Below are 15,078 nucleotides of genomic sequence, written 5' to 3'. Positions count from 1 at the left end.
GCCGACCCCGGCGATTCTCTGCTCCGTTGGGGTCACAGAGAGCGGCCGGATGTCCGAAAATATGCTACATGTGCCGCTAATGTCACTGATGTGCATCGGGAAGAACCCGACAGGTCCAACCCCGGAGAGGTTCGTGCACGAGGCTCACGACACCTCCGCGCATGCGGTCCCGCCCTTCGGGGCGGAACCTCTGGTCCGTGTCCGCGGACTTGTCAAGCGCTTCGGGGGAACCCTCGCGCTCGCCGGGGTCGACCTCGATGTCCACGCCGGCAGCGTCCTCGCCCTCCTCGGTCCCAACGGAGCCGGGAAGTCCACGCTCATCAAGGTGCTCGCCGGCGTCCACCACGCCGACTCGGGGCATGTCACCGTGGCCGGGCAACCGCTCGGGAGTCACGCCGCTTCCCGGCACATGTCCTTCATCCATCAGGATCTCGGCCTGGTGGAGTGGATGACGGTAGCCGAGAACATCGCTCTGAGCACCGGGTATCCGCGCCGCGCCGGACTGATCTCCTGGCGGCTCACCCGAGAACACTGCACCGAGGCCCTGCGGGTCGTCGCCGGACATCTCGACCCCGACACGCCGATCTCCCACCTCGCCCCGGCTGAGCGTTCGCTTGTCGCCGTCGCACGAGCCCTGGCGGCACGGGCGAGACTCATCGTCCTCGACGAGCCGACCGCCCGCCTGCCCGCCGCGGACTGCACCCGGCTGTTCCAGGTGCTGCACACCCTGCGTGACCGGGGGCACGGCATCCTCTACGTCACCCATCGCCTGGACGAGGTGTACGAGGTCGCCGACACCTTCGCCGTGCTGCGCGACGGACGCCTGGTCAGCCACGGCTCGCCGGAGAGCCACACTCCTGCCCGCCTGGTGCGCGCCATCACCGGCGAGGGGCCGACCGATCACCGCCCCGCCACCACCCCGGCCGGCGGCCCGGCCATCCTGACCCTGGACGGAGTGCGCACCTCCGACGCGGGACCGGTCAGTCTGGAGCTCAGGCAGGGGGAAGTCCTCGGCCTGGTCGGCCTCACGGGCGCCGGACACATCGGCCTCGCCCGAGCCCTCGCGGGCGCCCGTCCCCTCCTCGGCGGACGGGTCCTTCTCGGCGGTCGCCCGTACCATCCCCGTACGGTCGCGGACGCCGTCGGACGGGGTGTCGCCCTCGTACCAGGTGACCGACAGCGGGAGGGTTGCCTCGCCGAGCTGACCGTACGGGAGAACCTCCTGGCCAATCCCCGGGCGGGAGGCATGTCGGCACTGTGCTGGATCAGCCCCCGCCGCGAACGCGCCGAGGCCGGCACCCTGATCGAACGGTTCTCGGTGCGTCCCCACGACAGCGAGGCCGCCATCGCCACCCTGTCCGGGGGGAACCAGCAGAAGGTCATGATCGGCCGGTGGCTGCGGCCGGCCCTGCGCCTGCTGATCCTCGAGGAACCGACGGCGAGCGTGGACATCGGTGCCAAAGCCGCGATCCACCGCCTGCTCGACGAGGCGCTCGCCGCCGGCCTCGCGGTCCTCCTCATCTCCAGCGACTTCGAGGAGGTCGCGGGCGTGTGCCGGCGCGCCCTGGTCTTCGTCCGCGGATCCGTGACGACCGAGCTGACCGGCCCGGCCCTCACGGTCACCGAGCTCACGCGGGCGGCGTCGGCCCTGCCCTCCTCCGGAACCGCGGCGAATACGTGACCGGCTCCCCGACTCCGGCTGCGCCCCCGCCACGACCGCGTCGCTCGGGCCCACCGAGGCGACTCACCCGACTGCACGGCCGTGGCGGGCAACTCATCGGCGCCTACGGCCTCCTGACCCTCACCGCCCTGCTCTTCCTGGTCTTCTCCCTCACCCTGCCGCGTACGTTTCCCACCCGGGACACCGTCGACTCGATCCTGTCCAACCAGTCGATCCCGGCCGTCCTCGCACTCGCCGCGATGGTCCCCATCGTGACCGGCGCGTTCGACCTCTCCATCGGCTACGGTCTCGGCCTGGCGCACGTCATGGTGATGCAGCTCATCGTGGGCGACGGGTGGCCCTGGCCGCTCGCCTGCCTCACGGTGATCGCCGGAGGGGGTGTCGTGGGCGTCCTCAACGGTGTCGTCGTCGAATTCGGACGGATCGACTCGTTCATCGCCACGCTCGGAACCGGCAGCATGATGTACGCGGTGACCGGATGGGTCACCGGCGGCAGCCGGATCGTCCCCGGCCCGCAAGGCCTCCCGGCCGCCTTCACCGACATCTACGCCTCGACGTTCCTCGGCCTGCCGGTTCCCGCCTTTTACGTGCTCGCGCTCGCGGTCGCCCTCTGGGTGGTTCTGGAGCGGCTGCCGCTCGGCAGGTACCTGCACGTCGTCGGGTCGAACCCGCGCGCCGCCGAACTGGTCGGCATCCCGACCCGCAAGTACACCGTCTACGCCTTCGCCGCGTCGGGACTGATCGTCGGCTTCGACGGAGTGCTGCTCGCGGCCCAGCAGCAGATCGGCAATCCCAGCGTCGGCCTCGACTACCTGCTGCCCGCGTTCGTCGGGGCCCTCCTCGGCTCCACCGCCATCACACCCGGGCGCCCCAACGCCCTGGGCACCCTCGTCGCCATCGCCGTCCTCGCCGTCGGCCTCACCGGCATCGCCCAGATGGGCGGCGATTTCTGGACCGTCCCGTTGTTCTACGGCGGCACCCTGCTCCTCGCCGTCGGACTGGCCGGCTACTCCGCTCGTCGCCGACTGCGCACCGGCGCGGTCGTGGCCCGCGATTCGCCCGCCGTGACACAGGACGACGGCACGCCGGGCAGCCCTCCATGACCCACGCCGCGGACACCGCCAGAGTGCCCGGGCGGCATCCTCCGCAAGGAGCTTCCGTGCACCGCAACCGCAACACCCCCAGCGTCCGCAACGCGCGGTCCACTGCCACCGTCCTGGTGGTCGCGGTCTTCGTGCTGGCGGGCTGTGAACGCGGCTCGTCGAGCGGCCCGGCGCACTCCACCTCGGGTCCGAGCGGCTGCCCCGCGGCCCAGAGCAGGGCCGAGGCCGCCGTCAGCCGGGCGGAGCGGACCGACTTCCCCTGGAACGGACCGACCAGCGGTCCCACCGCGGTGGCCGGCAAGACCATCGTCTACGTCGCCCAGACCATGACCAATCCCGGAGTCGCGGGCGCCGCGGACAGCGTGCGGCAAGCCGCGCGCGTCATCGGCTGGCACGTCCGGGTGATCGACGGTGGCGGCACCCCCGCCGGCATCCAGGCCGCGATGAGCGAGGCCGTGGACGTCAGACCCTCGGGCATCGTCATCGGAGGCTTCGACCCGGGCTCGACCTCGCAGCAGGTGGCGCGTGCGAACGCGGCAGGCATCCCGCTCATCGGCTGGCACGCGGTCGCTTCCCCCGGCCCCAGCCGGCGCCCCAGGCTCTTCACCAACGTCACCACCAAAGTCGAGGACGTGGCCAGAGCCAGTGCGCAGTGGGTCATCGCGAGCTCCGACGGCACAGCCGGGGCCGTGGTCTTCACCGATGCCTCGATCCCCTTCGCCAAGCACAAGTCCGACCTGATCAGGAAGGAGCTGGCCACCTGCGCGGGCGTAGAGCTGCTGGCGTACGAGAACATCCCGATCCCGGATGCCGGCAGCCGCACGCCCCGGGAGATCTCCTCGCTGCTCTCCCGCTTCCAGGGGAGGTGGACCCACTCCGTCGCCATCAACGACCTGTACTTCGCCGATGCGGCCCCGGCGTTCCGCGCGGCCGGCAAGAAGGGGTCCGGCCCGCCCTTCAACATCGGCGCCGGTGACGGCGACCCCTCCGCCTTCCAGCGCATCAACAGCAAGGAGTACCAGGCGGCCACCGTGCCGGAGCCGCTGTCCCTGCAGGGCTGGCAGATCGTCGACGAGTTCAATCGCGCCTTCTCCGGCCGGCCGGCCAGCGGGTATGTGGCCCCTGTCCACATCAGCACGGCCGACAACAGCCACGGCGCCACGACCTGGGATCCGGCGGGATACCGGGAGGCGTACCGGAAGATCTGGGGCACGTGACAGTTGGCCGCAGGGACTGGTCAACGTCGTGGCGGGGCGTACTCGGTGAGCAGGAGCGCGATGTCGTCCGCCCTGTCGGGGGAAGCGTGGCAGACGTCCCGCAGCAGCCCGTCGGCCAGATCGTCCGGGCCGCCCCCGCCAAGCAGGGCCGGCGACCCCTGGAGTCGCTCGACGTCGGAGCGGATGTCCGAGTCGCGCCTCTCGATCGACCTGTCCGTATAGAGGGCCAGGACCGACCCGGGAGCGAGACGCAGCTCAGGCTCCGGGAAGCGTGCCGTCGCGTCGATGCCGAGCAGTGGGCCGACGGGCACCCCCGGGATCTTGGTGTGTCCGTCGGGCAGCCTCAGCAGGGGCGGGAGATGGCCCGCGCGGACGATGCGCACGATCCCCGAGCCGGACGGAACTGGGCGTAGCAGCAGCCGGCGAGGAGCACCGGGCAGAGGTCCATGTGGAGAGCGAGTCGGCCGCCCCAGCGGAAGCGCATCTCACCACGGATGCAGGCCTGCTCGCACCGTTGGGGCGGCGAGCACCTCGGGGGTCGGGCGTTGGCTGCGGGCGGGCGCGACGAATTCGTGGTCCACGAGGGCCGGGGCCCGTTCCGCGCTCGCGTCGGGGACGGCGGTGATCACCCAACCCGGCCGCGCTGCTGGCCGGCCTGTGAACCGAGCGTCGGTTTTATGCAATTGTGGCGCGTGTTTTGCCGGCCCTTGCGTTGTCCGCTTCGCCGCACGGACCTAGCCTCACCCGCGGAACCGTGGGAGGGCCGGCATGCTGAAGACCGTCCGAGAGCAGGCAACAGGTCTTACCAAGGATCAGCGCAACGCCTTCGTCGCCGCCTATCTGGGCTGGGCGATGGACGCCTTCGACTATTTTCTGGTGGTTCTCGTCTACAGCGAGATAGCCGACGACTTCCATGTCTCCCTCACTGACATGGCCTTCCTCACCACCGCGACCCTGGTGATGCGTCCGGTCGGTGCCCTGCTCTTCGGCATATGGGCGGACCGCAGAGGCCGCCGGCTGCCGCTCATGGTCGACGTGGTCTTCTACTCGATCGTCGGCTTCGCGTGCGCCTTCGCGCCCAACTACACCGTCCTGCTGGTCCTTCGTCTGCTGTACGGCATCGGCATGGGCGGCGAGTGGGGCCTGGGGGCGGCGCTGGCGATGGAGAAGATTCCCGCTGAGCGGCGGGGCTTCTGGTCGGGCCTGCTGCAGAGCGGCTATTCGCTGGGATATCTGCTCGCCGCTGTGGCCTTCTTCGGCATCGAACCCACCTTCGGCTGGCGGGGGTTGTTCGCCTTCAGTCTGGTCCCCGCTCTGGTCGCCCTGTGGGTGCGCACCCGGGTGGAGGAGAGCGAGGTGTGGGAGAAGAGCGTCGGGCTCAACCGCACTCCCGCCCACCAGGTGTTCAGGAACCCGGCCGTGCTGCGGCGCTTCGTGTATCTGGTGGCGCTGATGACCGCCTTCAACTGGATGTCGCACGGCACCCAGGACATCTATCCGACCTTCGTCAAGAAGGGCCTGGGCCTTTCCCCGGACACGGCCATCGCCATCGCGGTGGTCTACAACATCGGTGCCATGATCGGAGGCGCGCTGCTCGGTGCCTTCTCCGAAAGGCTGGGGCGCCGCCGCACGGTCATGCTCGCGGCGGCGGGGGGTCTGTCGGTGGTGCCCTTCTTCGTGCTGTCCACCACCGTCGGCTGGTTGATGCTCTCCGCCTTCCTGATGCAGGTGTGCGTACAGGGAGCCTGGGGCGTCATTCCCGCACATCTGACAGAGATGAGCCCGGACGCGATCCGGGGCTTCTACCCGGGCGTCACCTACCAGCTCGGCAACCTGATCGCCGCCCTCAACCTGCCGCTCCAGGAGGCCATCGCGGACCGTCACGGCTATCCCGCGGCGATGACGTGGACCGTGGTGCCCGCCCTGGCCGTGGTGATCGCCCTCAGCGCCGTCGGCAAGGAGGCCAAGGGCATCCGCTTCGGCGGCACGGGCACGCAGACGCCGAGCACGGCACCGGCCGACACGGTGTAGTTCCGGTATTCGAACGGCACACCGATGATGTCGGTACTGGGTGACGTATGTCGTATGAACTGCCTTAAGGTGTACGGGCCTTGACGGAGTGCCCTCGCGGGGGCCGTTTGTCCCCGGCGGCAGCCGCCGTACCCCCTTCTGCTTCATGCACCGTGGTGAGAATCTACGGAATCACCGTGTGTCACCCGTCAATTACGAACATTTCGCCCTAACTTCCATGGCTGTCGAAGGCGATCTTCCGCGATCGCATCCACTTCACTCCATCGGAGAGAACATGCACATGCTCCGCAAGGCTGCCGTTCTGGTCGTCGCCCTCGGGACCGTCGGGTTCCTGAACGTCGGCGCAGCGCAAGCCCACGGGGGCCAGGACGGCGGCGGTCAAGGCGGCGTGTTCACCGTCCAGCAGAGCACGACCTGCCGGTCCCACGACCTGAACATCGACATCCTCGGCGCGGTCGGACTGCTCAACGGCGCCCTGGGCGGCGCGCTCAACGGCGAGGGCAACCCGGGCGCCCAGGAGGACCACCTGGGCTCGACCATGGGCTGCAACAACGCCGTAGGCAAGTAGGCGACAGGAGCGGACCTTCCCCGGTGCCCGGCCACAGGCCGGGCACCGGGCCCTTTTGTGTCGGGCCGTCAGATCGGAGTGTCGTTCCTTGCCTTAACGCCTCCCGTCGTACTCAGACCCGCTCGGACTCCGCTTTCCGCACCCATTGGGCTGCCCACCGGGTGACAGGCGGGTGAAGCCTGAGCCGCCGTCCGATTCGCGGGGCATGCATGAGGACCGCGGCCCGAAACAGCCGGTCGCGGACAAAGACGTGCTGGAGGCGAGCGTGATGAACGAACGAGTCGACCAGGCCGACAACCACACCCTCAGGGTCCCGGTCCTCATCGTCGGCGGTTCCCTGGTCGGCCTGTCGACCTCGTTGTTCCTGGGACGGCTGGGGGTGCGCCACGCCCTGGTCGAACGGCACTCCGGCACCTCCATCCACCCCCGCGGCCGCGGCAACAACGTCCGCACGATGGAGGTGTTCCGGGTGGCGGGCGTCGAGCCGGCGATCCATCAGGCCGCCGCCACCCTGGCCGACAACCACGGCATCCTGCAGACGCCCACTCTGGTCGGCGACGCGGGCGAGTGGCTGTTCCGGGAGATCGACCCCGGCGGCGGACTGGCCCGCTTCAGCCCCAGCGCATGGTGCCTGTGCAGCCAGAACGACCTGGAGCCGGTCCTGCTCGACCACGCCAGGACGCTCGGTGGCGAGCTGCGCTTCTCCACCGAACTCATGTCGTTCGAGAGCGACCCCACCGGCGTCACCGCCCTGGTCAAGAGCCGCGAGACCGGCGAGCACACCACCATCCGCGCCGACTACCTCGTCGCCGCCGACGGCCCCCGAAGCCCCGTCCGTGAGCAGCTCGGCATCGGACAGAGCGGCCCGGGCGACCTGTTCCACAACGTCAGCGTCACCTTCCGCTCCCGCCGTCTCGCCGACGTCGTGGGCGACCGCCGCTTCATCGTCTGCTACCTGACCAATCCGGACGCCGACGGCGCGCTGCTGCCGGTGGACAACCGGGAGAACTGGGTCTTCCACGCCCCCTGGCACCCCGAACACGGCGAAACGCTGGAGGAGTTCACGGACGAACGGTGCATCGAGCACATCCGCCGCGCGGTCGGGGTGAGCGATCTCGACGTGGAGATCACCGGCCGGGCACCCTGGCACGCCGCCCAGCGCGTCGCCCGCAGCTACCGGTCGGGACGGGTCTTCCTGGCCGGAGACTCGGCCCACGAGATGTCGCCCACCGGTGCCTTCGGCTCCAACACCGGAATCCAGGACGCGCACAACCTCGCATGGAAGCTCGCCGCGGTCCTCGGCGGCTGGGCGGGGGAGAGGCTGCTGGACACCTACGACGCCGAGCGCCGCCCGGTGGCGGAGGCGACCAGCGCACGCGCCGCCGTCCGTTCGGCCGAACACAGTCACCCCGGATTCACCCCGCCGCCGGGTGCGGGCGGCGGCCGGCAGCAAGGCATCCTCAACGTGGCGCTCGGCTACCGGTACCCGCGGGGCGCGGTCGTCGGCGCCGATCCCGCGGCAGCGGTCGTACCGGAGAACCTCGACCTGACGGGGGCGCCCGGCACCAGGGCGCCCCACCTGTGGGTGAAGCGCGGAGGTGAGCGGATCTCCACCCTCGACCTCTACGAACGGACCCCCGTCCTGCTCAGCGACGCCGGTGACCCGAGCGGATGGCACGAGGCCGCCACTCGCCTCGCCGACGAGATGTCGGTCCCCCTCCGGTCGTACCGAGTGGGCCCCGGACCCGAGGCCGAACTGGTTCCGGAGGGCGAGGTGGACTGGGCGGAGCGCCACGGCACGACACGCGGGGGCGCCGTCCTCGTACGGCCGGACGGGTTCGTCGCGTGGCGGTCGTCAGGACCGGATCCGGATGCCGGATCGGCGCTGCGCAGGGCCCTGGAAGGCGGCCTGTCGCTGGGCTGATCACCCGCCCGGCAGAGCGCCGGGTGAGGTGCGCTCGCTTCACCCGGGTGATCGTCCCGGCTGGTGGCCGGGCGACGTCTGGCTGACGGTGGATCACGTCGGGGCCCGGTCAAGACAGCTGACCAAGTCCCAGCTGCCGGGCCTGACGGAAGGACCATCAGATGCGCTCTGCTCGCATGATCCTGGCGACAGCGGCGGCCTCGGCCGTCCTCGCCATCGGTGCACCCGGCGCGTACGCCGCCGGGGGCGACTGGGATCACGACGACTCTTCCCACAGCGACGGCTCTTCGCACGGCAAGGAGCACGGCCAGGAGACCAAGCACGATTCCCCGCACGGCGGCATGCACACGGGTGGTGGCGCGCTCACCGCGGTGAACGACCGCGACGACTGGGCCACCGCGAAGGACCCGAAGACGGACCCGGAGACCTACAAGGACAAGGACGGCGAGCACGGTCAGGACTCCTGGGGCGGCGACCACGACAGTGACGGTGGCCGCGGCAACGACTCATGGAGTGGCGGACACGAGAAGCCCAGCGGCGGGATGCACACCGGCGGCGGAGGCCTCGCCACCCCGTCGGCGACCGCGGGCGGGCTGGCGGCACTGGCCGTCGCCGCAACCGGCCTCTACGCGGTGCGCCGCAAGAAGCCGGCCGGAAGCCCGGCCTGATCCATGCCCGATGCGATAGCGCGAGCCGCGGCCGCCACCCGTTTGCCCGTGTGGCGGCCCGGCTCGCTGTCCGCATCCCCGGTCCGCCCCGCTGCCGTGCCCGATTGAGGTGAACTCCGATGGCGGCTCCCCCTTCCCCCACCGGCGACGAACCGGTGCCCACCGGCCAGGGATCGTCCCGCTCGGGGGCGATGATGATGTGCGCCGCGGCCGGCCTGCTTCTGGCCGCGAGCCTGATCAGCGGCCAGGACGGTTCGCCCGACGCCTCCAGCCCGCCGCGCGGCCCCCAGTCAGTGGCCACGGCCCCGCAGGCCGCCGATTCGCCGACGCGGCCGGCCGCGTCGGCACCGCCCGCCGGGCAGCCGGCGGGTAAGCATCTGCCCCGGTCCAGGCCCTTGCGCCTGCGCATTCCGAAGATCTGGGTCGACGCCCCCTTCACCGACCTCCACATCGGCCCGACGGGACAGCTGGAGCCGCCTCCCGCCGCCGACACCAACCTCGTCGGCTGGCATGTCGAGGGAGCCTCCCCCGGCGAGGCCGGAACGGCGATCATCGCCGGTCACGTCGACACCAAGACGTCCGCGGCGGTCTTCGCGTACCTCGGCGAGCTGCGGAAGGGCGACCAGTTCTCCGTCCTGCGGGCCGACGGGCGCACCGCGACCTTCCGGGTCGACAGCGTGGAGACCTTCGAAAAGTCGGACTTCCCCAGCGAACGCGTGTACGGCGACACCCCGCAGGCCCAGGTGCGGCTCATCACCTGTGCGGGTGACTACGACCGCTCGGTCCGGGACTACACGGACAACCTGGTGGTCTTCGCCCATCTCGTCTGAGCATCACCCGCGTAGTGCATACGAGTCGCGCTCTTCACGGGACGGGCACACGATCGAGGAACGCTGACGCCGCATCACCGCGGCTCGAACAACCACTTCCCCCTCCGCGAAGGAGATGTGCGCAGGATGACCACCACGTCCGAACGTGTTTCCGGCCCGCTGACCCAACAGGTGTCGCCACGTGTCTCCCAGTCCGTGTTCGACGGCTCCAGACTCAGGGTCGTCCTGCTGGTGGACGTCTACGACGGAGCCCAGCAGCAGTTCCTTGAGGCGTACGAGCTCCTGTGCAACCAGGTCGCGTCCGTTCCCGGGCACGTCAGCGACCAGCTGTGCCAGTCCATCGAGAACCCCTCCCAATGGCTCATCACCAGTGAGTGGGAGAGCGCCCCGCCGTTCCTCGCCTGGGTGAACAGCGAGGAGCACGTGCGGATGGTGGAGCCCCTGCACAGCTGCGTACGGGACACCAGGTCGCTGCGCTTCCACATCGTCCGCGAGACGGGCGGACCGGCGGTGGGCACCGAGTCCGGCAAGCGCCGGCTCCAGGCGTCTCCCAGGATCGGCGACGGCATCATCCGCCACGCCCTCACCTTCACCGTCAAGCCGGGCAGCGAGGAGACGGTCGCGAAGATCCTCGCCGACTACGCCTCGCCCGATCCGAAGGTCGATGCCGCCACCCGGCTGTGCCGCACGTCCCTGTTCATGCACGGCAACCGGGTGGTGCGGGCCATCGAGGTGCGGGGCGACCTGCTAGCCGCGCTGCGCCACGTGTCCCGGCAGCCCGAGGTGCGCGCCGTCGAGGAGGCCATCAACCCCTACCTGGAGCAGGACCGGGACCTCAACGACCCCGAGTCCGCCCGCGTCTTCTTCACCCGTGCCGCCCTGCCCGCCGTACACCATGTGACGGCGGAGAAGCAGGACCCGCGAGCCGAGCGGTACGCGCTGTCCTACCCGGCCCGGCCCGGCTGCGGTATGCGCCTGGCCGAGCTGCTGGCCCGGCAGGACGAGGCGGCGGCGGACGATCCGCGCAGCCCGGTCCTGCGCAGCACGATCTTCCAGCGCGACGACGTCGTCGTACGGCTGATCGACGTGCGCGGCGGGCTCGACGCCGCCGACCCCGCGCTGGCCCTCGGCCTCCCGGACCCCGGTCAGGCCGCCGAGCTGACGACGTTCACCGGCAACGCGTCCGCGCCGAAGGACGGCGAGTTGGCGCGCTACGTCGGGCTGGCCCGTATGGACCTTGTCACCGACCGCCGCTCCCCCGACGCCTGATCTGCCGTCACATGCTCGTGGCGGCGGCCACACCCCCACGTCGATGCAGGACCTGAACGGAGGAACGTCGTGATCACATCCCGTCCCAGAACCGTGGATCTCAGCGAGGTCGAGCCCAACCGTCGGCGCGGCGGCGATCTGCGCGCCATGCTCACCCCGGCCACGGTCGGCTCCACCAGCGGATTCATGGGCGTCGCCATCATCGAGCCCGGCGACCGCATCGGTGAGCACTACCACCCGTACTCCGAGGAGTTCGTGTACATCGTGTGCGGGGAGCTGGAGGTGGACCTGGACGGCGTGCCGCATCCGCTGCGGCCCGAGCAGGGACTCATGATTCCCGCCCACATGCGCCACCGCTTCCGCAACGTCGGCAATGTGGAGGCCCGCATGGTCTTCCACCTCGGCCCGCTGGCCCCGCGTCCGCAGCTCGGCCATGTCGACACCGAGGAGACCGAGACCGCCGCCGAGGTGCATTCATGACGAGACGGGTGGCCGTCACCGGCATAGGCATCGTCGCACCGGGCGGCATCGGCGTACCGGCGTTCTGGGATCTCCTGGCGGCCGGGCGCACGGCGACGCGGGGCATCACGTTCTTCGATCCGGCCGGTCTGCGTTCGCGGATCGCCGCCGAGTGCGACTTCGACCCGGCGGACCACGGGCTGGACGCCGAGCAGACCCAACGCTGCGACCGGTACATCCAGTTCGCCCTGGCCGCCGGGACGGAGGCGGTGCGGGACGCCGGTCTCGAACTCGACCAGGAGGACCCCTGGCGGGTCGGCGTCTCCCTGGGCACCGCGGTCGGCGGCACCACACGCCTGGAGCACGACTACGTCCTGGTCAGCCATGGCGGGCAGCGCTGGGACGTGGATGCCCAGCAGGCCGAGCCGTACCTCCACCGCGCGTTCGCACCGAGCACGCTCGCCTCGACCGTGGCGGAGCGGTTCGGGGCGCGCGGCCCGGTGCAGACCGTCTCCACGGGCTGCACCTCCGGGCTCGACGCGGTCGGATACGCCTTCCACACCGTGGAGGAGGGCCGGGCCGACATATGCATAGCCGGCGCCTCCGACTCGCCGATCTCACCGATCACCATGGCCTGCTTCGACGCCATCAAGGCCACCTCGGCGCACAACGACGACCCCGCGCACGCCTCGCGTCCCTTCGACGCCGACCGCGACGGGTTCGTCATGGGCGAGGGCGGCGCCGTGCTCGTCCTGGAGGAACTCGAACACGCCCGGGCCCGGGGTGCGCACGTGTACTGCGAGCTCGGCGGCTACGCGACCTTCGGGAACGCCTACCACATGACCGGTCTGACCCGTGAGGGCCTGGAGATGGCGAAGGCCATCGAGGCAGCCCTCGACCACGCCAGGCTCGACGGCACGGCGATCGACTACGTCAACGCCCACGGGTCGGGCACCCAGCAGAACGACCGCCACGAGACCGCCGCGGTGAAACGGGCCCTGGGCCCGCACGCCTACGACACGCCGATGAGTTCCATCAAGTCCATGGTGGGCCACTCCCTCGGCGCGATCGGCGCGATCGAACTCGTCGCCTGCGTACTGGCCCTGGCGAACCAGACCGTCCCGCCGACCGCCAACTACGAGACGCCGGACCCCGAGTGCGACCTGGACTACGTCCCGCGTGAGGCCCGCGCCCGGAAACTGAACAGCGTGCTCTCGGTGGGCAGCGGGTTCGGCGGCTTCCAGTCCGCGGTGGTCCTGAACCGGCCGAGGGAGAAGACACGATGAGCGAACCCTATCCACGGCGCGCGGCCATCACCGGAATCGGCGTGGTCGCGCCCAACGGCTCCAGCACGGAGACCTTCTGGAAGTCCACCAGCGAGGGCATCAGCGTCCTGGACCGGGTCACCCGCGAGGGCTGCGAGCACCTGCCTCTGCGGGTGGCGGGCGAGGTCCGCGACTTCGACCCGTCGGCCGCGGTGGAGGAACGCTTCCTCGTACAGACCGACCGGTTCACGCACTTCGCGATGGCCGCTGCCGACCTCGCGCTGGACGACGCCCGTCTCGGTCGGCCCGAGACCGACGACTCCCCGTTCTCCGTGGGTGTCGTCACCGCGGCCGGCTCCGGCGGCGGCGCCTTCGGGCAGCGGGAACTGCAGCAGCTGTGGAGCAAGGGCAGCCGGTTCGTCGGCCCGTACCAGTCCATCGCCTGGTTCTACGCCGCCAGCACCGGCCAGATATCCATCCGCCGGGGCTTCAAGGGGCCCTGCTCCGTCGTCGCCAGCGACGAGGCCGGTGGTCTGGACGCCCTCGCGCACGCGGCGCGGGCCGTGCGGCGCGGTACCGACGTGATCGTGGCCGGATCGACCGAGGCGCCGCTCGCCCCCTACTCCGTCGTCTGCCAGCTCGGCTACAAGGAGCTCAGCACCACGGACGACCCGGCCCGCGCCTACCGCCCGTTCACCTCTGCGGCCTGCGGATTCGTTCCTGCCGAGGGCGGCGCCATGCTCGTGGTGGAGGACGAGGCCTCGGCCCTGGAACGGGGCGCGCGCGTGCAGGCGGTGCTCGCCGGACACGCGGCGACGTTCACCGGCGCCTCCCGCTGGGAGCAGTCCCGGGAAGGGCTCGCCCAGGCCATCAGGGGCGCCCTGGACGAGGCCGGCTGCGTCCCCGAGGAGATCGACGTGGTCTTCGCCGACGCCCTCGGAGTGCCGGAGGCGGACCGCGCGGAGGCCCTGGCGATCGCCGACGCGCTCGGCGTGCACGGCACACGCGTGCCCGTCACGGCGCCGAAGACCGGCATCGGCCGGGGCTACGGCGCGGCGCCCGTGCTGGACGTCGCGGCGGCGGTGCTCGCGATGGAGCACGGCGTGATCCCCCCCACCCCCAACGTCTTCGACATCTGCCACGACCTCGACCTCGTGACCGGCCGGGCGCGTACCGCCGAGCCACGCACGGCGCTGGTCCTGAGCCGGGGACTCATGGGATCGAACTCGGCGCTGGTGCTGCGGCACGGCGCCACCGACGCCTCGGTCCGAGGCGCCGCGCAGCAGTAGAGGAGCAAGCGCATGACTGACCGCATCACCGTGGAAGAGCTGGCCGAACTCATGAAGAAGTCCGCCGGCGTCACCGTCGACCCGGAGGAACTCCGCAAGGGCGACCCGGGCTTCGACACCCTGGGCGTCGACTCACTCGGTCTGCTGGGCATCGTCGGCGAACTGGAGAACCGTTACGGCACAGCGATGCCGCCCGACGCCGAACGTTCCAAGACGCCGCGTCAGTTCCTCGACCTCGTCAACAGTGGCCTCATGACAGGAGCGTGAAATGACCGGACACACGCAGAACGAGATCACCATCGCGGCGCCTCTGGACCTGGTCTGGGAGATGACCAACGACCTGGAGAACTGGCCGCGCCTGTTCAGCGAGTACGCCTCGGTCGAGGTGCTGTCCCGGGAGGGCCGGAAGACCACCTTCCGGCTGACCATGCACCCGGACGAGAACGGCACCGTGTGGAGCTGGGTCTCGGAGCGCGAACCCGACCGCGACACGCTCAGCGTCAGGGCCCGCCGGGTCGAGACGGGGCCCTTCGCCCACATGAACATCCACTGGCAGTACGAGGAGGTGGCGGCCGGCACGCGGATGGTCTGGACCCAGGACTTCGCGATGAAGCCGGAAGCGCCGGTCGACGACGCCTGGATGACCGACAACATCAACAGGAACTCCAAGGTCCAGATGGGTCTGATCCGGGACCGCATCGAGAAGGCCGCCGCCGAGCGCGGGGCCACGCCGGGTCTGACCGGCTGAGCCGGACGAAGGACGGAGAGCAGTCC

Annotated in this window: 15 protein-coding genes; 14 read left to right on the top strand and 1 reads right to left on the bottom strand. The window is 70.6% G+C overall.

The features are described from left to right. The first annotated feature begins 133 nt into the window (after positions 1-133). The 3 genes from OOK07_RS04455 to OOK07_RS04445 are packed head-to-tail and all read left to right on the top strand — an operon-like array spanning position 134 to position 4,001. A complete protein-coding gene (locus tag OOK07_RS04455) occupies positions 134-1,681 on the top strand; it encodes a sugar ABC transporter ATP-binding protein (RefSeq protein ID WP_266795095.1) in 1,548 nt (515 codons plus the stop codon). Continuing rightward, a complete protein-coding gene (locus OOK07_RS04450) occupies positions 1,678-2,784 on the top strand; it encodes an ABC transporter permease (protein ID WP_266677125.1) in 1,107 nt (368 codons plus the stop codon). The genes OOK07_RS04455 and OOK07_RS04450 overlap by 4 nt, the downstream gene beginning before the upstream one ends. A gap of 56 nt (positions 2,785-2,840) precedes the next feature. Next, positions 2,841-4,001, top strand: coding sequence for a substrate-binding domain-containing protein (locus OOK07_RS04445; RefSeq protein ID WP_266795093.1), 1,161 nt, complete (start codon positions 2,841-2,843; stop codon positions 3,999-4,001). A gap of 20 nt (positions 4,002-4,021) precedes the next feature. On the opposite strand, the gene OOK07_RS04440 is transcribed toward OOK07_RS04445, so the two are convergent. Continuing rightward, a complete protein-coding gene (locus OOK07_RS04440) occupies positions 4,022-4,384 on the bottom strand; it encodes a PP2C family protein-serine/threonine phosphatase (RefSeq protein ID WP_266795091.1) in 363 nt (120 codons plus the stop codon). 385 nt (positions 4,385-4,769) lie between these two features. Here OOK07_RS04440 and OOK07_RS04435 point away from each other — a divergent pair, with 385 nt between their 5' ends. From OOK07_RS04435 to OOK07_RS04385, 11 genes are all read left to right on the top strand, one after another. Continuing rightward, positions 4,770-6,032 carry an MFS transporter gene (locus OOK07_RS04435; RefSeq protein WP_266795089.1) on the top strand — a complete coding sequence of 421 codons (1,263 nt, stop codon included), beginning with the start codon at positions 4,770-4,772 and terminating at the stop codon, positions 6,030-6,032. A gap of 274 nt (positions 6,033-6,306) precedes the next feature. Further along, the gene (locus OOK07_RS04430; protein ID WP_266677117.1) at positions 6,307-6,600 is read left to right on the top strand and encodes a hypothetical protein; all 294 of its coding nucleotides are present in this window, start codon (positions 6,307-6,309) and stop codon (positions 6,598-6,600) included. A gap of 268 nt (positions 6,601-6,868) precedes the next feature. Next, positions 6,869-8,524 carry an FAD-dependent oxidoreductase gene (locus tag OOK07_RS04425; RefSeq protein ID WP_266801891.1) on the top strand — a complete coding sequence of 552 codons (1,656 nt, stop codon included), beginning with the start codon at positions 6,869-6,871 and terminating at the stop codon, positions 8,522-8,524. A gap of 161 nt (positions 8,525-8,685) precedes the next feature. Then, on the top strand, positions 8,686-9,192 hold the full coding sequence (locus OOK07_RS04420) for a hypothetical protein (protein WP_266677113.1): 507 nt from the start codon (positions 8,686-8,688) through the stop codon (positions 9,190-9,192). A 119-nt stretch (positions 9,193-9,311) separates the two neighbouring features. Next, the gene (locus OOK07_RS04415) at positions 9,312-10,022 is read left to right on the top strand and encodes a class F sortase (protein ID WP_266795086.1); all 711 of its coding nucleotides are present in this window, start codon (positions 9,312-9,314) and stop codon (positions 10,020-10,022) included. A gap of 126 nt (positions 10,023-10,148) precedes the next feature. Further along, positions 10,149-11,291: a SchA/CurD-like domain-containing protein gene (locus OOK07_RS04410; protein ID WP_266677109.1), complete on the top strand. Its 1,143-nt coding sequence runs from the start codon at positions 10,149-10,151 to the stop codon at positions 11,289-11,291. 69 nt (positions 11,292-11,360) lie between these two features. Beyond that, complete coding sequence (locus OOK07_RS04405; protein WP_266677107.1) at positions 11,361-11,771, top strand: cupin domain-containing protein; 411 nt, start codon at positions 11,361-11,363, stop codon at positions 11,769-11,771. Continuing rightward, positions 11,768-13,036, top strand: coding sequence for a beta-ketoacyl-[acyl-carrier-protein] synthase family protein (locus OOK07_RS04400; protein WP_266677105.1), 1,269 nt, complete (start codon positions 11,768-11,770; stop codon positions 13,034-13,036). The genes OOK07_RS04405 and OOK07_RS04400 overlap by 4 nt, the downstream gene beginning before the upstream one ends. Next, on the top strand, positions 13,033-14,304 hold the full coding sequence (locus OOK07_RS04395; protein WP_266795083.1) for a ketosynthase chain-length factor: 1,272 nt from the start codon (positions 13,033-13,035) through the stop codon (positions 14,302-14,304). The genes OOK07_RS04400 and OOK07_RS04395 overlap by 4 nt, the downstream gene beginning before the upstream one ends. A gap of 12 nt (positions 14,305-14,316) precedes the next feature. After that, entirely contained in the window at positions 14,317-14,571 is a 255-nt protein-coding gene (locus OOK07_RS04390) for an acyl carrier protein (protein WP_266677101.1), read from the top strand. Position 14,572: 1 nt separating this feature from the next. After that, a complete protein-coding gene (locus OOK07_RS04385) occupies positions 14,573-15,052 on the top strand; it encodes an SRPBCC family protein (RefSeq protein WP_266677099.1) in 480 nt (159 codons plus the stop codon). Positions 15,053-15,078 lie beyond the last annotated feature (26 nt).

Source organism: Streptomyces sp. NBC_00078 (assembly GCF_026343335.1).
Taxonomy (GTDB): Bacteria; Actinomycetota; Actinomycetes; order Streptomycetales; family Streptomycetaceae; genus Streptomyces.
Note: the sequence above shows the minus strand (reverse complement) of the source record. Positions and strands in the feature narration are given on the sequence as shown.

Coding starts and splice junctions, on each gene's coding strand:
- OOK07_RS04410 (WP_266677109.1), top strand. CDS start 10,149: ATGACCACCACGTCCGAACGTGTTTCCGGCCCGCTGACCCAACAGGTG.
- OOK07_RS04385 (WP_266677099.1), top strand. CDS start 14,573: ATGACCGGACACACGCAGAACGAGATCACCATCGCGGCGCCTCTGGAC.
- OOK07_RS04430 (WP_266677117.1), top strand. CDS start 6,307: ATGCACATGCTCCGCAAGGCTGCCGTTCTGGTCGTCGCCCTCGGGACC.
- OOK07_RS04400 (WP_266677105.1), top strand. CDS start 11,768: ATGACGAGACGGGTGGCCGTCACCGGCATAGGCATCGTCGCACCGGGC.
- OOK07_RS04390 (WP_266677101.1), top strand. CDS start 14,317: ATGACTGACCGCATCACCGTGGAAGAGCTGGCCGAACTCATGAAGAAG.
- OOK07_RS04425 (WP_266801891.1), top strand. CDS start 6,869: ATGAACGAACGAGTCGACCAGGCCGACAACCACACCCTCAGGGTCCCG.
- OOK07_RS04435 (WP_266795089.1), top strand. CDS start 4,770: ATGCTGAAGACCGTCCGAGAGCAGGCAACAGGTCTTACCAAGGATCAG.
- OOK07_RS04395 (WP_266795083.1), top strand. CDS start 13,033: ATGAGCGAACCCTATCCACGGCGCGCGGCCATCACCGGAATCGGCGTG.
- OOK07_RS04415 (WP_266795086.1), top strand. CDS start 9,312: ATGGCGGCTCCCCCTTCCCCCACCGGCGACGAACCGGTGCCCACCGGC.
- OOK07_RS04420 (WP_266677113.1), top strand. CDS start 8,686: ATGCGCTCTGCTCGCATGATCCTGGCGACAGCGGCGGCCTCGGCCGTC.